Source organism: Pseudomonas sp. HS6-2 (assembly GCF_049325675.2).
Taxonomy (GTDB): Bacteria; Pseudomonadota; Gammaproteobacteria; order Pseudomonadales; family Pseudomonadaceae; genus Aquipseudomonas; species Aquipseudomonas putida_N.
Genome location: NZ_CM143906.1, coordinates 3,548,314 through 3,568,595, shown reverse-complemented (window position 1 = coordinate 3,568,595; position 20,282 = coordinate 3,548,314). Strand labels below are relative to the sequence as shown.

16 protein-coding genes are annotated in these 20,282 nt (G+C 61.4%); 9 read left to right on the top strand and 7 right to left on the bottom strand.

Annotated features, from left to right (window positions below):
• Positions 1–11: 11 nt before the first annotated feature.
• Together ACOKS3_RS16525 and ACOKS3_RS16520 are read left to right on the top strand one after the other, a co-directional pair.
• A complete protein-coding gene (locus ACOKS3_RS16525; RefSeq protein WP_422764414.1) occupies positions 12–335 on the top strand; it encodes a DUF485 domain-containing protein in 324 nt (107 codons plus the stop codon).
• On the top strand, positions 332–1,990 hold the full coding sequence (locus tag ACOKS3_RS16520; RefSeq protein WP_422764415.1) for a cation acetate symporter: 1,659 nt from the start codon (positions 332–334) through the stop codon (positions 1,988–1,990). Before ACOKS3_RS16525 ends, ACOKS3_RS16520 begins: the two co-directional genes overlap by 4 nt.
• A gap of 84 nt (positions 1,991–2,074) precedes the next feature.
• Here the strand turns inward: ACOKS3_RS16520 and ACOKS3_RS16515 are convergent, their stop codons facing one another.
• The 7 genes from ACOKS3_RS16515 to ACOKS3_RS16485 form a co-directional block, all read right to left on the bottom strand.
• A complete protein-coding gene (locus tag ACOKS3_RS16515; RefSeq protein ID WP_422764416.1) occupies positions 2,075–3,328 on the bottom strand; it encodes an aspartate aminotransferase family protein in 1,254 nt (417 codons plus the stop codon).
• A gap of 47 nt (positions 3,329–3,375) precedes the next feature.
• A complete protein-coding gene (locus ACOKS3_RS16510) occupies positions 3,376–4,800 on the bottom strand; it encodes a gamma-aminobutyraldehyde dehydrogenase (RefSeq protein ID WP_422764417.1) in 1,425 nt (474 codons plus the stop codon).
• 79 nt (positions 4,801–4,879) lie between these two features.
• Complete coding sequence (locus ACOKS3_RS16505; protein ID WP_422764418.1) at positions 4,880–6,211, bottom strand: APC family permease; 1,332 nt, start codon at positions 6,209–6,211, stop codon at positions 4,880–4,882.
• Between the two features lie 12 nt (positions 6,212–6,223).
• Positions 6,224–7,381 carry an iron-containing alcohol dehydrogenase gene (locus ACOKS3_RS16500; protein ID WP_103447652.1) on the bottom strand — a complete coding sequence of 386 codons (1,158 nt, stop codon included), beginning with the start codon at positions 7,379–7,381 and terminating at the stop codon, positions 6,224–6,226.
• Positions 7,382–7,600: 219 nt separating this feature from the next.
• Positions 7,601–8,476, bottom strand: coding sequence for an alpha/beta fold hydrolase (locus tag ACOKS3_RS16495; protein WP_103447651.1), 876 nt, complete (start codon positions 8,474–8,476; stop codon positions 7,601–7,603).
• Complete coding sequence (locus tag ACOKS3_RS16490; RefSeq protein ID WP_103447650.1) at positions 8,473–9,999, bottom strand: flavin-containing monooxygenase; 1,527 nt, start codon at positions 9,997–9,999, stop codon at positions 8,473–8,475. Before ACOKS3_RS16490 ends, ACOKS3_RS16495 begins: the two co-directional genes overlap by 4 nt.
• Positions 10,000–10,302: 303 nt before the next feature.
• Entirely contained in the window at positions 10,303–10,881 is a 579-nt protein-coding gene (locus ACOKS3_RS16485) for a TetR/AcrR family transcriptional regulator (protein WP_422764419.1), read from the bottom strand.
• 379 nt (positions 10,882–11,260) lie between these two features.
• Here ACOKS3_RS16485 and ACOKS3_RS16480 point away from each other — a divergent pair, with 379 nt between their 5' ends.
• The 7 genes from ACOKS3_RS16480 (at position 11,261) to ACOKS3_RS16450 (ending at position 20,212) form a co-directional block, all read left to right on the top strand.
• Entirely contained in the window at positions 11,261–12,148 is an 888-nt protein-coding gene (locus ACOKS3_RS16480) for a phytanoyl-CoA dioxygenase family protein (protein WP_422764420.1), read from the top strand.
• A gap of 71 nt (positions 12,149–12,219) precedes the next feature.
• Positions 12,220–12,435, top strand: a complete 216-nt coding sequence (locus ACOKS3_RS16475) for a hypothetical protein (RefSeq protein ID WP_103447647.1) — start codon at positions 12,220–12,222, stop codon at positions 12,433–12,435.
• A gap of 126 nt (positions 12,436–12,561) precedes the next feature.
• A complete protein-coding gene (locus ACOKS3_RS16470) occupies positions 12,562–13,251 on the top strand; it encodes a hypothetical protein (protein ID WP_422764421.1) in 690 nt (229 codons plus the stop codon).
• 472 nt (positions 13,252–13,723) lie between these two features.
• Entirely contained in the window at positions 13,724–15,145 is a 1,422-nt protein-coding gene (locus ACOKS3_RS16465; protein ID WP_463581445.1) for a DUF1329 domain-containing protein, read from the top strand.
• 24 nt (positions 15,146–15,169) lie between these two features.
• Positions 15,170–16,816: a DUF1302 domain-containing protein gene (locus tag ACOKS3_RS16460; RefSeq protein ID WP_422764422.1), complete on the top strand. Its 1,647-nt coding sequence runs from the start codon at positions 15,170–15,172 to the stop codon at positions 16,814–16,816.
• 8 nt (positions 16,817–16,824) lie between these two features.
• The gene (locus ACOKS3_RS16455) at positions 16,825–19,239 is read left to right on the top strand and encodes an efflux RND transporter permease subunit (protein WP_422764423.1); all 2,415 of its coding nucleotides are present in this window, start codon (positions 16,825–16,827) and stop codon (positions 19,237–19,239) included.
• A gap of 10 nt (positions 19,240–19,249) precedes the next feature.
• Positions 19,250–20,212 (top strand): WD40/YVTN/BNR-like repeat-containing protein, encoded by a 963-nt coding sequence (locus ACOKS3_RS16450; RefSeq protein WP_422764424.1) that lies wholly within the window; start codon positions 19,250–19,252, stop codon positions 20,210–20,212.
• Positions 20,213–20,282 lie beyond the last annotated feature (70 nt).

Sequence of the window (20,282 nt, the reverse complement as noted above, 5' to 3'; positions counted from 1 at the left end):
CGAGGTGTCCCATGTCCAGCCTGTTATACGCGCATGTTCGCGCCAGCGCCCGGTTCCAGCAACTGGTGACGCGCAGAAACCGTTTTACCCTCAGCCTGTTCGTGCTGATCCTGGCCACATTCTATGGCTACATCGCGTTGGTATCGTTCTGGCCCGAGCTGATCGCCACGCGCCTTGCCGAGGGGTCGAACATGACCTTCGGCGTCGCGGCCGGCGCTTTCCTGTTCGTGTTCTTCTGTGCGCTGTCGGCGTTCTATGTGTACCGGGCCAATGGCGAGTTCGACCGCTTGACGCAGGCGCTGGTTGCCGGGCTGGAAGAGGAGCAGGGCGCATGAAGAAAATACTGCTTCTGGCTTTGTTGCTGCACTCCGGCCTGCTGTTGGCATCGCCTGCGCTCGAGGCGGGCCAGCGTCAGCCGCTCAACCTGCATGCGATAGGCATGTTCATGGTGTTCGTGCTCTTCACCTTGTGCATCACCTGGTGGGCAGCGCGGCGCACCCGCTCGACGGCGGATTTCTACAGCGCCGGTGGCGGCATCCTGGGCTGGCAGAACGGCCTGGCGCTGGCCGGTGACTACATGTCCGCCTCGACGCTGCTGGGGATTACGGCGCTCATCTACACCTCCGGCATGGATGGCTACATCTACCTCATCGCCTTCTTCGCGGGCTGGCCGGTGTTGCTGCTGTTGATGACCGAGCGGTTGCGCAACCTGGGCCGCTTCACCTTCGCCGACATCACCTCGTACCGCCTCGACCAGGGCAAGGTGCGCACCATGGCCGCCATCGGCTCGCTGACCGTGGTGTGTTTCTACCTGGTGGCGCAGATGGTCGGGGCCGGGCAGCTGATCAGGCTGCTGTTTGGCCTGGACTACCACATCGCCCTGGTGATCGTCGGCGTGCTGATGATGCTGTATGTCACCTTCGGCGGCATGGTGGCGACCACCTGGGTGCAGATCATCAAGGCGTTCCTGCTGCTGGTCGGCGGCTCGCTGGTGCTGTTCCTGGCGATGCGCCAGTTCGACTTCAGCTATGACACGCTGGTCACCCAGGCCATGGACACCCATGCCCTGGGCGAGCGCCTGCTGGCGCCCGGCAGCCTGCTGGCCGACCCATTGACCGCGCTGTCGCTGAGCCTGGGGCTGGTGTTCGGCACCGCCGGGCTGCCGCATATCCTGATGCGTTTTTTCACCGTCAGCGATGCCCGCGAGGCGCGCAAGTCGGTGCTCTATGCCACCGGGTTCATCGGCTATTTCTTCAATGTCATTTTCCTGCTGGGCCTGGCGTCGATCGTGATCGTCAGCCAGCAGCCGCGGTTCTTTGAAGGCGGGCAGGTGGGTGGCAAGCTGCTGGGCGGGGGCAACATGGTGGTCATGCACCTGGCTCAGGCGGTGGGCGGCAACTTGCTGCTGGGTTTTTTGTCTGCCGTGACCTTCGCTAGCATCCTGGCCGTGGTGTCAGGCCTGGCGCTTGCGGGAGCTTCCGCCATCGCCCATGACCTGTATGCGCGGGTGATCATGAAGGGCGCGGCCAGCGAGGCGCAGGAGCTGCGGGTGACCAAGCTGGCCACCCTGGGGCTTGGGTTGGTGGCGATAGCTCTGGGCATCGTGTTTGAAAACATCAACGTGGCCTTCATGGTCGCGCTGGCGTTCGGCATCGCCGCGTCGGCCAACTTTCCGGTGCTGTTCCTGTCGATGTTCTGGTCGGGGTTGACCACGCGCGGCGCGTTGGCTGGTGGCTACGCGGGGTTGGTCAGCGCCATGGGCTTCGTGGTGTTTTCCAGGCTGGTGTGGGTGGATGTGTTGCACTTTGCCGAGCCGCTGTTCCCCTATACTCAGCCTGCGCTGTTCTCCATGCCGCTGGCGTTTGCAGTGGCGTATGGCGTTTCCCGGCTGGACCGGTCTGCGCGAGCCAAGGCGGAAAGGGCGGCGTTCGCCGACCAGTTCGTAAGGGGGCAGACCGGCCTTGGCGCCAGCGGTGCGGTCGATCATTGATCACCTGCGGCCGCTGGCGGATGCGTGCCAGCGGCCAGGTGATACCTCGTTAATCGATAAAGGCCGCACGGCAGGCCCGTGCAGTTACTGGCTCAGCGCTGCCGCGACCGATTCGCCGAAGGCTTGCAGGCCTTCTTCGAGCTGGTCGGTCGGGGTGTTCACCGGTGGCATCAGCTTGATGATTTCGCCGTTCGGGCCGCAGCGGTCGACCAGCACGCCGGCCTGCAGCACGCGCTGCTGGGCATCCTTGGCGAACGCGACGTTGCCGCGGCCGAAGTCGATGCCAGCGATCATGCCGCGACAGCGGGCGGATGCGACGCCAGGCGTTTCAGCGAAACCGGCGACTGCGCGTTCCATGGCCGCGCAGTTGGTGGCCAGCAACTTCAGGAACGACTCATCGCGCCAATAGCCGAGCGCGACCTGGGCCGTCAGGAACGCCAGTTGGTTGCCGCGGAAGGTGCCGATGTGATCGCCAGGTTGCCACACATCCAGCCTGGCGCGAATCAATACGATCGCCATCGGCAGGCCGAAGCCGCCGATCGATTTGGCGCAGGTGATCAGGTCTGGCACCACCCCGGAACGCTCGAACCCGAAGAAGTCGCCGGTGCGGCCGCAACCGGCCTGGATCTCGTCGCAGATGAGCAGCACGCCGTGATCGGTGGTCCACTTGCGCAAGCGTTGCAGCCATTCGTTGGAAGCCGGGTAGACGCCGGCCTGGATCTGCACGGATTCGACGATCACCGCCGCCGGCAGCTCCGAGCCGCTGCCCTGGTCGTTGGCCAGGCGCTCGAGAAAGCCAATGCTGTCGAATTCGCCGTAGGGGCTGTCCTCGTACGGCACGAACACTACATCGGTGGAAAGCCCAGGGCCGCGGCGGGTGCGGTTACCAGTGACGGCTAGGGCGCCGGCGGTCATGCCATGGTAAGCCCCGTAGAACGAGACGACCTTGGTACGCCCGGTCGCCTTGCGCGCCAGCTTCAACGCCGCTTCGACGGCGTCGGCACCGGTCGGGCCGGTGAACTGCACCTTGTAGTCCCAGCCGCGTGGCTTGAACAGGTCGCGCTCGATCGCCTCGAGGAACTGGCGTTTGGTGGTGGTGTGCAGGTCGAGGGCGTGGGTCACGCCGTTGGACGACAGGTATGCGATCAAGGCATCGCGCATGCGGGGGTCGTTGTGGCCATAGTTCAGGGCACCCGCGCCAGCGAAGAAGTCCAGGTACTCGCGGCCGTCTTCACCTCGGATCTTGCTGCCTTGGGCGGTATCGAACACCAGTGGCAAGTCACGGCAGTACATCCGCACATTGGACTCGAGCCTTTCGAATGTCTCGATGTTGTTCATGCAAACCTCTTGAGAAAAATGATCTGGGCTATCGGGGGCGTGGGCGGTCAGTGCTTGAACATCACGTGGCGAACCACGGTGTAGTCTTCCAGCCCGTACATGGACAGGTCCTTGCCGTAGCCGGACAGCTTCACCCCGCCATGGGGCATTTCGCTCACCAGCATGAAGTGGGTGTTGACCCAGGTGCAGCCATACTGCAGGCGAGCGGCCAGGCGATGGGCGCGACCGACATCGGCGGTCCACACCGATGAAGCCAGGCCGTAGTCCGATTCGTTGGCCCATGCCAGTGCCTGGGCTTCGTCTTCGAATTGCGAAACCGTCACCACCGGGCCGAAGATTTCCCGGCACACCACCTCGTCCTCCTGCGTGGTGCCGGCCAGGACCGTCGGCTCGAAGAAGAAACCGCCACCCGCAGCGCGCTTGCCGCCGGTGACCACCTCGATATGAGGCAGCTCCTTGGCACGGTTCACGAAGCCCTCCACGCGTTCCAGGTGCTCCTGGGTGATCAGCGGGCCCATCTCGGTCGCCGGGTCATCCTGTAGCCCGCACTTGATGCTGGATACGGCTTCACCGAGCTTGCGCACGAATTCCGGGTACACCGCCTTCTGCACATAGAGGCGGCACGCGGCGGTGCAGTCCTGGCCGGCGTTGTAGAAGCCGAAGGCGCGGATGCCTTCGACGGCTGCATCGATGTCGGCATCGTCGAAGATCAACACCGGCGCCTTGCCACCGAGCTCCATGTGCATGCGTTTGACGCTGTCGGCGGTGCCTTCGATGATGCGGCTGCCGGTGCGCACGGAGCCGGTCAGCGACACCATGCGCACTTGGGCGTGGCTGGTCAGCGGTTCACCCACCGAGGCGCCGCGGCCGTGGACGATGTTGACCACGCCGGCGGGGAAGATGTCGGCGAGCAGCTCGCCCAGTTTCAAGGTGCTCATCGGCGTGTGTTCCGACGGCTTGAGCACGACGGTGTTGCCGCCGGCCAAGGCCGGGCCCAGTTTCCAGGCCGCCATCAGCAGGGGGTAGTTCCACGGGGCGATGGAGGCGACCACGCCCACCGGGTCGCGGCGGATCATCGAGGTGTGGCCCGGGATGTACTCGCCCGCCGCCGAGCCCTGAAGGCAGCGCACGGCGCCGGCAAAGAAGCGGAATACGTCGGATACGGCAGGCAGTTCGTCCTGCAGCGCGGCGGTGAACGGCTTGCCGCAGTTGTCCGCCTCCAGGCGGGCGAACACCGGCGCCTGGGCGTCGATGCTGTCAGCGAGCTTGAGCAGCAGTGCCGCGCGGTCCTTGGGCGGCGTTTGCGACCAGGCGTCGAAGGCCGCATCGGCGCTTTGCACCGCGGCGTGGACCTGGGCGCGGCTGGCTTCGGTGGTCTGTACCAGGACGCTGCCAAGGGACGGGTTGTACACGTCGAGGTTTTCGCCTTCGCCGGCCACCAGGGCACCGTTGATCAGGAGTTTGGTTTGCATGTCGATTCTCGCCATTGAACTGCAAGGCCGGGGCCTTGCCTTGTGGTTGTTGTCAGGACATTCGATTGGCAGGTGGCCGCTACGCCAGCGCGTCAGGCACCGGGTTGCGGAAGAAACTGGTCCGGCAGGCGAGGTAAACCGCGCCCAGGGCGAGCCAGATACAGCCCATGATCAGTGCGTCTTTATCCAGGCTGGCCAGCATCCAGCCGGCCGTGACCAGGCCGATGAGTGGGAAGAGCACGCCGCGCAGCAGGCCGGCCCCGTCCTTGACGCGTGCATCGAAGGTGAGCCGCAGCGCGCAGAGGTTGACGGCGGTAAAGGCTAGAAAAGCGCCGAAATTGACCAGGGACGTCGCGGTGGCGATCGTCAGGCCAAAACCCGCGGTGCCGAAAATGCCACAGAGCAGGATGTTGAAGGTCGGCGTCCTGTAGCGAGGGTGCAATGCACCGAACAGCTTGCGCGGCAGTTGGTTGTCCCGGCCGAGGGCGTACAGCAGCCGGCCCACGCTGGCCTGGAACGACATGCCCGCGGCGAAGTGGGCGATGATGATCCCCGCCAGGACCACGGCGAAGAACAGGTCGCCACCGATCATGCGGGCAATCTCGAAGGCAGCGCCGTCCACCAGCTCGAACGTGGGGGAGGGGTGCGCCAGGTACATGAAGTACGAGGAGCCGACATAGACCGAACCGCCGATCAGCGCGACCATCAGGATCGCGCGGGGCAGCGTGCGGCCTGGGTCACGGGTTTCCTCGCTGAGCGTGGACAGTGCGTCGAAGCCCAGGAACGAGTAAGCAGCAATGGCGGCGCCGGCCATGCTGGTGGCAAAGGGCACATCCTGGTTGAAGAACGGCTTGGCCGACAGCAGTCCTCCAGGGCCGTTGGCAGCCACGATGTAATGCACGCACAGGCCGATAAACACCACGATGATCGCCAGTTGCGCGCCCATCAACAGCAGGTTGAAGCGGTTGGCGACCTGGATGCCCAGCACATTCAGCAGCGAGGTAGAGACGATGAAACCGGTAATCCACACCCACTGCGGCACATCTGGAAAGGCCATGTTGAGATAGCTGGCGCCAAGCAGCCAGATCAGCATCGGAATGAAGAAGTAATCGAGCAGGGCGGCCCAGCCCACCATGAAGCCGAGGTTGGCGCTGAGCATCTTGCGGGTATAGGTGTAGGCCGAACCGGCCACCGGGAACACCCTGACCAGCCGGCCATAGCTCAACGCCGTGAACACCACGCCGGTCGCCGCGATCAGGTAGGCCATCGCCGTGGTGTTGCCACTGGCCTGCGAGATCACGCCATAGGTGCCGAAGACGATCAACGGGGCGAGGAACGCCAGGCCGAACAGCAGGACCGAAAACGGGCCCAAGGTGCGCTTCAGCGAAGCGCTGGGGGTTGATTCGCTCATGACTGACAGCCCTCACGCTACGAAGTGGTAAGCAGTGGCGACGATTTCACGGTAGGTTTCCACGGTCATCTCCTTCGCATTGCTGCCATCGGAGAAGTTCTTCTTCGATTTTTCAGCGATGCTCAGGAAGTCTTCCTCGCGCACGCCTTTCACCTCGGCGAAGCGGGGGATGCCCAGGTCCTTGCTCATCTGGAACAGGTAGCCGACGGCGGCCTCGGCGGCCTCGGCCGGCGAGAGGTTGGGGTCGATGCCCAGTGCGTAGGCGACCTGCGCGTGGCGAATGATGTCGGCGTCGCGGTTATGGCCGAACACGAAGGGCAAGAAGATCGCGTTGCCCACGCCGTGTGGCGTGTCGTACATGCCACCAATGGCTTCGGAAATGCAGTGCACGCTGCCGACGTCTGCATTACCGAAGGCCATGCCGGCGATCAGGCTGGCCACCAGCATCTGCTCGCGGGCGTGCAGGTTGCCGGGTTCCAGCACGGCGGGCTTGAGGTGTTGGCTGATCAGGCGGATGGCATGCAGCGCCAGGCCGTCGCTGATGGGGTTCGACACGCGGCCGGTGTAGGCTTCGATGGCGTGGGTCAGGGCATCCATGCCGGTTGCGGCGGCAATCGACGCGGGCAGCGTGTCGAGGATATGAGAGTCAAGCAATGCCAGCACTGGCCCGAGCCGGTAATCGTGCACGCTCATCTTGTAATGACGGGCGGTATCGGTGATCACCGAGAAGCAGGTTACTTCGCTGCCGGTGCCAGCCGTGGTCGGAATGGCAACGATAGGCGGGATGGCATGGGTGAGCGTGAACGAACCTTCGTAGTCCTCGATCCGACCCTCATGGCTGAGCAGCAGGCTGATGGCCTTGGCTGCATCCATGGCACTGCCCCCGCCTACGGCTAGCAAGCCATCGATACCTTTGCCGCGATATCGCTGCGCGATCTGATTGACGTCCTCGCTGCGCGGATTGGCCTTGATGTCCGACACTTCCTCGAAGGCGATGCCTGCCTTCTCCAGGCTGGCGTAGACGCTGTCCAGCAGGCCCGCCGCCTTGACCCCAGGATCGGTCACGACGAGCACGCGGGCCAGGCCAAGTGAGTGCAGGTGTTCGCCGGTGCGCTCGCGCAGACCAGGTTCCATCACGACTTTGCTGGGGAGTAAAAACTTGAAGTCCATACGTACCTCTTGCTCAATTGTTGTCATTGTTGAAAGGGCAGTAGAGGAGCACTTGCGCCAGGCCGTGGATAACAGCTCAAGCGGATGATGTGTGGCCTGGCGTTTCGCACAAGCCAGCATTTTGTTGTTCTGGGTTTTGCTTGAACCTGTCGTCAAAGGCCTCCTTGGGGGGTAAAAAGAGGGGCGGCCAAGCTGCACGCCCCTGAAAGGGTGATCGCGCTACAGCATGTGTCCTGCCAGCAAGGACAGCAGCGTGCCGGACAGGCAAGGCGGGAAGTCGTGCCCCATCCCGGGCAGCAGCACCAAACTGGAACCACGGATAGCTGCGGCCGTGGCGTACCCGCCGCTGGTCGCGACCATGAGATCTTCATCGCCATGGATGACCAGGGTGCGGCAACGAATCCGTTGCAGTTCCTGGGTGCGATCGCCGGAATTGATGATCGCGCCGATCTGCCTGGCCGTACCGACGTTGCCGGCCTCGCCACCGCCTCGCTCCCAGGCCGACAGGGCATAGTCACGGAAGGCGGGTTCATTCCACTCCAGGGTCGAGCCGATCAGGCGCATGATGTCCAGGTAGTCGCGAACGCTTTCCTGCTCGCTGCGCGGTGGGCGGCGCAGCAGCTGCCGAATGGATTTCAACGCCGGCTGGCCGACGCGCAGCGATCCGGTGGTCGAGAAGATCGAGGTGAGCGACCTGATACGCTCGGGGTAACGGGCAGCGAGGGTCTGGGCGATCATGCCGCCCATCGACATGCCCACCACGTGCGCCGTTGCCAGGTTCAGGCCGTTCATGAGCCCGATCACGTCGTTGGCCATGTCACCCAGGTCATAGCCGGGGGTGCGCTTGCGCAAGAACTGCTGCATGGCCGTGGGAGGGACTACGTCGGTGAAGAACGACCGGCCCGAGTCGCGGTTGTCCAGCGTGATGACGCGAAACCCCCGCTCGACCAGGCCGGCGATGATCGGTTGCGGCCAGTAGGTCAATTGCAGCCCCAGGCCGACGATGAGTATGACCGCTGGCGCCGTTTCGGACCCGTGGCTGCGATAGCAAAGAGGGCGCTCGCCGGGCAGTTCGCAGAAGCGATCGGGGCTCATCCGCGGCTACCCTGTTGCTGCAGCTCGACGTTCGCACGCAAGGGTGCGCTGGGTACGGAGGAGAACGCGAGGCACTTGTCAGCTACAGCACCTCGGCGCAGGAGTTTGGTATCGCGGAAGTAATCCATCGACATCACCCAGGGCTCGCTCGGCCCCTGGCGCGGTATGCTGTCCAAGGCGCGCTGCACATAGCCGGCACCAAAATCCAGCAGAGGGCGGGTCTCGATCCCATCTGGCGCCTGGGGTTCGCAGACGTTGTAGCCGTGGTTGTCCATGAAACCCAGCAAGCGACAGAAGTGATCGCACAGCAGGCACACTTTCAGGGTCCAGGAGGAGTTGGTGTAGCCCACCGCGAACGCGAAGTTGGGTACACCGGAGAGCATGGTTCCTTTGTAGGCGAGAGTGTCGCTCAGCACCACTGGCTTATCGTCCTTGTACAGACTGACCCCCCCGAACATCTGCACATTCAGCCCGGTGGCGGTAATTACGATGTCAGCTTCCAACGCCTTGCCGGATTTCAGCAACAGGCCGGATTCGGTGAACCGCTCGATATGGTCGGTGACGATGTCGGCCTTGCCCGCGCTGATCGCCTTGAACAGGTCGCCTTCAGGTACCGTGCACAAGCGCTGGTCCCAAGGGTTGTAGGGCGGATTGAAATGGACGTCGACCGGGTAGCCTTTCGGCAGCTCCTTGCGCGTCAGCCATAGCAGCAGTTTGCGGGAAAGCTTGGGGAAGCGCTGGCAGAAGGCCCAGAAGGCCAGGGTGATCCTGGCGTTCTTGTAGCGTGTCAGAGAGTAAGCGGTTTGCTCGGGCAGGACCTTGCGCAGAAACGCCGCAACCGCATCATTGGCTGGTTGGTTGATGATGTAGGAGGGCGTACGCTGCAGCATGGTGATGCTGGCGACTTTGTCCGCCATCGCTGGAATCAGGGTCACTGCCGTCGCGCCGCTGCCGATCACTACAACACGTTTGCCCGTGTAATCCAGGTTCTCTGGCCAGTGTTGCGGATGAACGATCTGCCCCTTGAACTGTTCGGCTCCCTCGAAGCGGGGGCTGAATCCTTGGTCGTACCTGTAGTAGCCGCCTGCGCTGAACAGCCAGCGACATTCGATTGTGCGGGCCTGCCCCAGGTAACCGTCCTCCACCCGCACCGCCCACAAGCCCTTGTCCGTTTGCCAGTTCGCCGAGATGACTTTCTGCTTGTACTGGATCAAGGACTCCAGCTCATGCTCGTCGATCGCTTCACGCAGGTACTCGAGAATGTCTGCGGCGTCCGCCAGGGATTTCGCCTTGGTCCAGGGCTTGAAGTCGAAGCCGAAGGTGTACAGGTCGGAGTCCGAGCGGATGCCGGGATAGCGGAACAGGTCCCAGGTGCCGCCCATTCGCTCACGAGACTCGAGAATCGTGAAGGTCTTGTGAGGCTGATGGCGCCGCAGATAGGCGGCCGCACCGATGCCAGACACACCGGCTCCCATGATCAATATATCGAGTGGCTCAACCGGAAGAGCAGTGTGCGAGGACATAGGGCTTCCTATTATTGTGTTATAGAGGCTGATCTTTTGACTTGATCATTTGACCATGATGGGGCGACAGATTCCCCGGGGCAAGGTGCAAAATGCATCGCGAAGGCATTTTTTTGGGACGATTTGAACCTGGTGGGATTGGATAAGGGGGGATTGCGCGTCGGGCGACTGCAGATTTTGGCGTCGTTATGACGGGGCGATATGTGGGTTTGTGTGGCAAGAGGCGACAGTCCGTTTGTCTGTCAGACCCTATGGATACCGGATTGCCGTGTCACACCGGACCACGGCAATCTGAATGACATCTTAGTAGCTGGCGACCAGCAGCTTAACTGCCTGGCAGGCCGTTTCTGTCTCAGCCTCCAGGCGTTCGAGGTTGCCGTGGGCGGTCCAGGAGAGAAGCAAACCATCGAAAAGGTTGATGAGCAGCCGACTGACTGTGGTGAGTGCGGCCTGATCCAGCGCATCGCCGGTCGCCTTCTGGATGGCCTGTTGGGTTGCTTCGATGGAAACGGTATAGATCTTCGCTGCCATTTCCGGGTCATTGCGCAGGTTCCAGAAGAACAGCTCGAACTGGGTTATGGCCCGTTCGGGGTGTGCGATGAACCACTTGACCAACTGGCGCAGCATTTCCCCTACCGATTCGGCGGGGAGAGTGTTTGCCGGAGCCTGCAGCGATTGCTGCGGCATGTTGATCAAGGACTCGTAGACCGCATAGAACAAGTCTTCCTTGGTGTGAAAAACGTAATGCAGCGAGGCCAGTGGCGAATCTGCCGCTGCCGCGATGCGCCGCGTCGTGGCGTTGGCTATGCCGTGTTCTGCGATCACCTTGATGGTCGCTTCAATGAAATCCTGTCTGCGTTCTTCCGCGCCTATCCGAGCCATTCAGCGTTCTCCCCTTTTGGCCTTGCGCCAACCGCCGGGTCCGGCGTCGGCGGTGACGAATGCTATCGCAAAGTCATGGCCCAATCCATGAGATGGTCGATGCACCCCTTTGCGTCTGCGGTCTTGCTATCGGTATGTGGCCATTACCCAGAGGCAGATGCTGAGTGCCTATCTCACCGAGACCGAGGCGAGGCGCTAAAAAACCAGATCAAATGACTTGATCAAATGACTATATTCGATAATCATGGCAACGCCGAACAGATAATTACGGGCTTCGGCAGCGGCATAAGAGGTTGCTGTGGTGGTTGCGCCGGTGGGACGAGGCGGTTGCCCGAGCTCGCTGGGTAGAACAATAAACAACCGGACAGGTAGAAGGCAGATGGATACACGAAAACTCTCGACGGTCAGCAGTGATGCGCCGGTCGAACAGGTGGTGGAAATCATTCGGCGTGACGGCGGGGTCATCATTGCCGACTTCGTCTCGCCAGAGACGCTCAAGTGCCTCACCGAAGAGCTGGACACCTACTTGAATGTCACGCCCTGCGGAGAAGACCCCTATTTCGCAGGCACGCAGACCCGTCGTATCGGTCGCATCATCGGGCGAAGCGATACGGCGGTGGAGGTGGCACTAAACCCGTTGTTCATCGGGGCGGCCAGGCAGATCCTGCAGACACCGACCCATGTCTGGGTGGGCAGCGACCGCATCGAGATGGCGCCTGACATTCAACTCAGCATTACCCAGGCCATTCAGATCGGCCCGGGCCAAGGCCTCCAACCCCTGCACCGCGACGATGCCACCTCGTTGTGGCGACATCCCCAGTTCGGGCGCGAGGCCCGCCTGCAGATCATGCTGGCCATCTCGGACTTCACCGAAGAGAACGGTGCCACGCGTGTTATTCCGGGCAGTCATCAATGGGATGACGAGCGCGGGCCGACTCAGGAAGAAACCATCGCCGCCGAGATGAAAGCAGGCTCTGCGCTGTTGTGGCTGGGGTCGCTCTATCACGGCGGTGGCGCCAATACCACCGCGTCTCCTCGTACTGGTCTGACCATGGCCTACGACTTGGCTATCCTGCGCCTCGAAGAAAATCACTTCCTTTCCATTCCCGTTGAACGGGTTCGCCAGCTCCCCGCAGAAATGCAACGCCTGCTGGGCTGGAGTGTGAGCTCCACGCTGCTGGGCTGGGTGGAAATTGATGGCCAGATGCGTGACCCACAAGAGCTCTTGGGCATGCCTGCTTTTTCCGAGCCTGGAAAAGGCTTCTGAGATTCTGAGTTCGCACAGCCTGCTGCGTATTGAATTTCTGCCCTTTGGGGCGCAACCAAGGAGATAACACCATGGCGTTCTCAATCGACTCGAAAGTTGGCGAGCTGCTGGATAACAGCACTACGAGCCAGATCCTTGAAAAGCACCTGCCCGGTATCGGTAAACACCCACAAATTGGCATGGCCCGTGGCTTTGCCTTAGTGACGGCGGCGAAATATTCTGGTGGGTTTATTTCTCAGGAAACGCTGAATAAAATCGACAGCGACCTGAGGGCCCTGGTCAACTAATCGCGGCCATGACCTGCTCGGATAACTTTAGTTACCGGTGCAGGTCAAATAATTCAGTCCGTATTTCCCCGCTGATCGGGTTTGCAATAGCCGTCTGATTGGCTGCCGATTTCGACGTGCAGTGTGATGTCGATCCTCAGATTGAGAGAGGCTGTTCTCGTGGAACTTATAGAAGTGAGTATCCTGGGCTCATGTATATTGCTGATCATCTGTGGTCTGTATTATGGAGCGGCATTCATCGGGCGAAGAAATTATCTGCTCGGCGGAGAATTTTTGATTGTCGGGATATCCGCGACGAATTTCGCGATCTTCATCGTTACGGGCTGGCTGGCAAATTATAACGTTGCCATATTCCTCGATGCTTTTTCCCGGGGCGTTGGAATTCCTGTTATTGCAACGCTTGGCTTGATGGCGGTAACGCACGACTACAAGCCGTCCCCGCTGAATGACATTGTGTTGTTCCTGGCTGGCTTTGCGCTTGCAGCCAATTACTTCATGTCGAGTTCATTCAAGCTATTCCTGCCTTATTTTTATATAGTGATGTGGCTGGCTTACACAGCGTACCTGGCCTATTTCATCTGGCGGCTGGTTCGTGCCAGAGAGCTTCTGCATGCGCTGGCTACCACCTTGGGCGGTGTGGCGGGGCTAACGATAGCATTCCGGTATGACTTCTTTCCGATTCCGGGTGACGATTCAAAGATGGTATTCATGACCTTTGCTTTCTTGACTTGGTCGTACTCGATTGTGCAATCGTTTTATGCCTATGGTGCACTTCAGCGTTCTAGAAGTGTTGAGGCGTTACTCAATGTTCGTTAAATTGAGCGGCGCAGGTGCGCTGTTGTGCCGCCAATCCCCTGATTCGAAGTAACTCCATGTCGGGCCATCGGCCCGCTTCTTTACCGCCTTCAGGGGCGGTTTTTTTATGGCTAAATTATTAATTTCCATGCTTGGGTTGTGAATGGAAAGATTAAGGCTGATGCAATAAAGATGGCGGCTTGTGACGGGTGAGTATAACTACGCAGTGCATCATGATTGGGCATGCACTGGTAACACATGTTTCTTTACTTCCCATTAAGGTGCAGGCATCTGATGAACATAGATCGCCACTTACGACTAAATACCTGATTTATTTAACTTAATCATACCAAGAGACTTCTGGCATGTGGATTGCTTTCTGATCATTTGACATGGTCAATTGATCATGTCAAATGATCAGCTTGCGATAGGTGCCCATTTCCATGTGGATGGTCGGGTAGCCGGTCCAGGCCCTTTGTTCGAGGAGCCTCCAATGAAAGAAGTATCTATAGGGCAGAAAGACGACATGTCCGCCCGCTGTATTTTCAGGCAGCTGCTAGTTACCCTCGCGGTATCGACCGCGATTTGCTCGGTACAGGCCGCACCCCAGGGGGCCGGGGAGCTGGGTTCGAAGCTCACGCCACTGGGCGGTGAGGTGGCAGCAAGTTCAAGCGGGGATATTCCGGCCTGGACTGCCCCGGGGCCGCAAGGGGGGGGCTGGAGCTATGGCCAGGTGCGGGGGGACCACTGGAAGTTCAAGGATGACAAACCCCTCTACAGCATCGACTCGAACAGCGTGGCGCAGTATGCGAGCAAGCTTTCCCCCGGCCAGCTCGAACTGTTCAAGCAGATTCCAGGCTACCGCATGGAGGTCTATCCGACCCGCCGCACCTGTGGAGTGCCGGACTTCGTGGCGGATAACACGCGGCAGAACATTGGATTCGCCAAGCTCGACTCCACCGGCGTTGCCCTCGAGGACGCCCATGTGCCGGGCATCCCGTTCCCTCTGCCCAGTACCGGCGCAGAGGTGATGTGGAACATGAAGATGCGCTATCGCGGCCTTGGTGTCGAAATTCCCAAAAGCATTTCAGGCATTTCGCCGCGCAAGGGCGGGGAGTGGTTACGTCAGTCATCGGACACCTTTTTCTATACGCCTTGGGGAAAGAAAGGCAGTGCGCTTTTTTCGTCCATTGGCCGCTTGGAAAACGCCACGTTCTCCAGTTACCGGGAGCCAGCGGCGCTGGCCGGCCAGGCTGGGGTGCAGACAACTATCGCCGGCGAGCAGGCCAGTACCTTTTACTATTTCCCCGGCCAGCGTCGGGTCAGGCGCATGCCGTCGTATTCCTATGACGCTCCGCAGATCGGGCTGGACAACCAGTACACCGTCGATGAGGCGAACGTGTTCTTCGGGGCCATGGACCGTTTCGATTGGAAACTGATCGGCAAGCAGGAACTCCTGGTGCCGTACAACGCCTTTGGCGCCTATGACACCGCAGCCAAGGTGGAAAGCTTCGCCGGCGACGATTCCATCGCGCCGCAGTCGCGCCGCTACGAACTGCATCGTGTCTGGGTCGTCGAGGCCAATGTTCGTCAGGGCATGCGCCACCAGGCGCCCAAGCGCCTGTTCTACATCGACGAGGACAGTTGGAACCCGTTGCTGGCCGTTGACTATGACAAGCAGGGACAGATCTGGAAGGTGCGTGAAGGGTTCTCGATCCCCGTCTACGAGACCGGCGCGTGCGACGTGCAGGCCCAGGTCCAGTACAACCTGGCCGATCATCGTTACCTGTTCGACATGACCTCGATCGGCGCGGGCAAGAACGATATTCGCTGGCTCACCGAAGACAGCGGCAACCCTCGCCTGAAACGCGACTTCTTCACCTCCGACAATCTGCGAGCCATCAGCGAGCGCTAAACCGACGCCAGATCGAGAGCCCACATGAAAAAAATAATTACGAAAGCGTCAGGCCTTGTGATCGTGTGCGCAACCCCACTGGCAGTGGGGTTCACATTTGAAACCGAAACCCTCAATGGCTCCTTCGACTCCACGATCACCGCAGGCATGGGCCTGCGTACCGAGTCGCGGGCCTGCAACCTGATCAACCAGGGGCCGACCGGGCACAACGTGCCCTCCGGCTGCCTGGCGCAGAGCTCCGGCGTGGCGGACCAGGGCGACCTGAACTACGACCGCGGCGACATGTTCACCAACTACCTCAAGGGCACCCATGAGCTGTTGCTGAAGATGCCCGAGGACTTCACCTTCATGGCGCGCGGGACCTGGATCCGCGACTTCGCTGCCACCGATACCACCGGCACGCTGTCGTTCAACACCCCAGAGAGCGTCGGCAGCAACGGGCTGAGTGACGACGCCCGCGACGATCTCGCCTTCAAGGCCCGCCTGCTGGACCTGTGGGTGAGCAAAGGCTTCGACATGGGCGGGCAGCGGGTCCGCGCGCGCCTGGGCAACCAGGTGATCAACTGGGGCGAAAGCCTGTTCGTGGCCGGTGGCATCAACAACACCAACGCCTACGACTACCAGGCCTTGGCGCGCCCCGGCGTGCAGCTCAAGGAGGCCGTGCTGCCGGCGCCGATGCTCAGTGTCGCCTCGGGCCTGGGGTCGGGCGTGAATGTCGAGGCCTACTATCAGTTCCGCTGGAACAAGAGCGAGTTGCCGCCGGTGGGCAGCTACTGGTCCACCAACAACGCGCTGGGTGAGGGCAGGGGGGACTACGGGTTCTCCGAGAAGGACGCCCGCGACAGCGGCCAGTGGGGCCTTTCGCTGCGCTGGCAACCGGAGGACAGCGACATCAACTACGGCTTCTACGTGATGCGTTATCACGACAAGTTGCCGTCGTTGCGTGTTGCCATTCTTGACCCCGACACCTTCGCCGCTGCCCCCACCTGGGAATACCAAGAAGACCGAATGATGTATGGCATCAGTGCCAACATGCCGATCGGTGACTGGGCCGTCGGTACGGAGCTGTCGTACCGGCCTAAGGATTCGGTCATGCTCAACCCGGTCATCGACCTGTGCTCCAGCAATGGCGGCAAATGCTGGAAGGACGAGAAGAAATTGCAGTGGCACCTCACCGGGCTTTACAGCTTCACGCCTTCCAACTCCCCGACGCTGCTCGACTTCACCGGGGCCAGCACGGGCACCTTGCTGTCCGAGCTGGTGGTCATCAAATACCCAGGGCTGCATGACGAGGTCAATGGCGAGCCACTCGCTGCGGGGCTCAATACCTGGCAGCTGGACCCTGCGACAGCGCCCAAGCCCCGTGGCGACAAGACGTCCTCTGGCATCAACCTGGACTTCAGCCTGACCTATGACGGCACCTTGCTGCCGGGCTGGCAGGTCACGCCAGGTGTCTTCTATTCGCGATCGCTGGGGGGCAGGACGCCGAACCTGAGTGCGACCTTCACCGAAGACGCGAGCAGCATGAACCTGTATCTGAACTTCGTGCGAAACCCGGCCAGTTGGCAGATCTCCCTCAACTACGCGAAGTTCATGGGCGGCGACACGCCCTACGACCAGCTTTATCGTGACCGCGACTATGTCGGCATCGCGATTTCCCGCACCTTGTGAGGCCCGCCGTGAACGGTTCTGTAAAGTTATCCGAAGCTCCGGCACCTGGCCTGCTGTCACGTGTCGAGGGTGTGTTGTTCAGGCATCGTCGCCTGGTGCTGGCGAGCCTGGCGGTGTTCACGCTGATCATGGGCTGGTTCGCCGTGCAACTGCGCATGGATGCAGGCTTTGAAAAGCAATTGCCGGTAGGCCACGAATACATCAAGACATTCGAGGCCTACCGCAACGACCTGCTGGGAGCGAACCGGCTGACCCTCGTGGTCAAGGCCCGACAGGGCGATATCTGGAGCGCCCCAGGCCTGAAACGGCTGTATGACGTCACCCAGGCGGTGACCTTCCTCCCGGGTGTTTCGCGCAGCAGCGTGCGTTCGTTGTGGACGCCCAATGCCTTCGTCAACGAAATCACCGAAGAAGGTTTTCGCGCTGACCCACTGGTACCAGGAACGGTTTCGCCCGAGCACCTGGATGACCAGGTCATCGCGACGATCGCCAGCTCCACCGCCCAGGGTGGTTTCATCGGCACGCTGGTTTCCCGGGATCAGAGCAGTGCGATGATCACGGTGGAACTCAACGAATACGACACCAATGGCGCGCACCTTGACTATGTGGCGTTCAACCACAGGCTGGAGAAAGAGATCCGCCAGCAATTCGAGGATGGCGATTTCGAAATCCAGATCATCGGTTTCGCCAAGCAGATCGGTGATATTGCTGACGGGGCTTCAGCCGTGCTGGAGTTCTGTCTGCTGGCGTTGCTGCTGACGGCGGGGGCGGTGTACTGGTATTGCCACTCGCTGCGCTTCACGCTGCTGGCGCTGGTCTGTTCGTTGGCCTCTCTGGTGTGGCAGTTCGGCAGCCTGCGCCTGTTGGGGTACGGGCTCGACCCGTTGGCGGTGCTGGTGCCCTTCCTGGTATTCGCCATCGGGGTGTCCCATGGCGTGCAGCAAATCAACTTCATCGTCCGCGAGATCGCCATCGGCAAGAGCGCCGAAGCGGCGGCGCGTTCGAGCTTCACGGGGTTGCTGATTCCCGGGACGCTGGCGCTGGTGACCGCGCTGGTTTCCTTCGTGACGCTGCTGTTGATCCCCATTCCGATGGTGCGGGAGCTGGCGATCACGGCCTCGCTTGGCGTGGCCTACAAGATCATCACCAACCTGGTGATGTTGCCGTTGATGGCGTCGTTATTGAGTGTCGATGACAAGTACGCGGCCGCCCAGGAAGCCTCCCGGCAGCGCCGGACCCGCTGGCTGCGTGGCATGGCCCGGCTCGCCGAGCCGCGCAGGGCACAATGGGTGCTCGGCGTTGCCTTGGTGGTATTCCTGGTGGCGATCTGGCAAAGCCATGACCGTGTCGTTGGCACGCTGCAGGCGGGCGCGCCGGAGTTGCGCGAGGACGCCCGCTTCAATCGCGATGCGGTCTCCATCGCCGGCAACTACGACATTGGCCTGGACTGGCTCAGCATAGTGTTCGAAGTCAACAAGGACCCCTCTGGCGAAGACAGTCAGGTGGCCTGCGAGGATGTTGCCCTGGGCCAGTATCAGGATCGCTTCGTGTGGGCCATGCAGGGGGTGCCTGGCGTCCTTTCGGTCGCGTCGTTCTCCAGCAACATGCGCCAGTTCAATGAGGGCTACAACGAAGGCAACCCGAAGATGGCGGCAGTGCCCATTGACCCGATGAACTACGCCGCCCTGGCTACCGAGGTTGCGCGCACGCCCGGGCTCATGCGCACCGACTGCAGCATGTCCGCAGTGCACCTGTACCTGGCCGATCACAAAGCCACCACGATCAACCGGGTAGTGGATGCCGCCAAGGCATTGCGCAGCGAATACCCCCTGCCAGGCATCTCGGTGCGCCTCGCTTCGGGCAACGCCGGGGTGCTGGCAGCCATCAACGAAGAAGTGGAAAAAAGCGAAACACCCATGCTGCTTTATGTCTATGCCGCCATCGCATTGCTGGTGTTCGTGGTGTATCGCGACTTGCGGGCAGTCCTGGTGTGTTGCCTTCCGCTGACCATCGGCACCTTCATTGGCTACTGGTTCATGAAGGAGCTGCAGATCGGACTGACCATCGCCACCTTGCCGGTGATGGTGCTGGCGGTGGGCATTGGCGTCGATTACGCCTTCTACATCTACAACCGTCTGCAACTGCACCTGGCCCATGGGCAGTCGATCACCAGAGCCGTGGAATACGCGCTGCTCGAAGTGGGTGTCGCGACTATTTTCACCGCCATCACCCTGGCCGTGGGCGTGGCCACCTGGGCCTTCTCGGAACTCAAGTTCCAGGCCGACATGGGCAAGCTGCTGGCCTTCATGTTCATCGTCAACATGGTCATGGCCATGACTGTGCTGCCGGCCTTCGCCGTGTGGCTGGAGCGGGTATTCCCACGTAAGCGCCCCGTGCGCATGATCGGCGCGCTGGTGCACTGAGGAGAGAAGCATGAAGTTCAGGGTTTCATTCACCGCAGCCTTGCTCGCAGCAGCAGTGCCGCTGATGTCTCTTCAGGCCGCGCCGTTGCACGCCGTGCCGGCCGTACAGGCGAGCAATGCCACGCAGGCCACCATGCTGGCCGCCGGTTGGGCGGGGGCGCGCATGGTGGCCGTGGGCGACCACGGTGTCGTGCTATTGTCCGACGATCAGGGCATGCAGTGGCGCCAGGCGAGGTTGGTACCGCTGTCCACGCCATTGACGGGCGTGTCTTTCGTGGATGCCAAACGCGGCTGGGCGGTTGGCCACTGGGGCGCGATCCTGGCCACTACCGATGGCGGGGAGTCCTGGCAGGTCCAGCGCCTGGCCACCGAAGAAGACCGGCCACTGTTCGCGGTGCACTTCTTCAATGCCCGGCAGGGTGTGGCAGTAGGGCTCTGGTCGTTGGTGCTGACTACCGAGGATGGGGGCCAGACGTGGACCGAGCAGGCGGTACAAGCGCCGCCTGGGGCCAAGCGGGCCGACCTCAACCTTATGGGGCTGTTTGCCGACAGCCGCGGCACGCTGTACGCCACGGCCGAGCATGGGCAGGTGCTGCATTCCGAAGACCAGGGGAAGAACTGGCGTTACCTGGATACCGGCTACGAAGGCACCCTGTGGTCTGGCGCGGTACTGGCCGATGGGCGTCTGCTGCTGGGTGGCCAGCGCGGCACCCTGTTGCAGGGTTCAGCGGACGGCAAGGGCTTTCGCAGAGTGCCAACGCAAAGCAAGGGCTCTGTCACTTGCGTAGCGGTAGCGGGCTCTCGTGTGTTGGCGGTCGGGCTGGATGGGCTGAGCGTGCAGAGCAGCGATGCCGGGCGCAGTTTTCAGGAAACGCAGACCGCTGATGGCCTTTCACTGACGGCGGCCTTGTTCAACGCCGAGGGCGTACCTGTCTTGTTTTCACGCAGAGGGGTAATGCCCTACCAGGAGTGAAGGGCCGGCCACTCGCTCAGAGGCCAGGCATCGCAAACCGACGCCTGGCCTGTTTCCTTGCCTGGGCGTT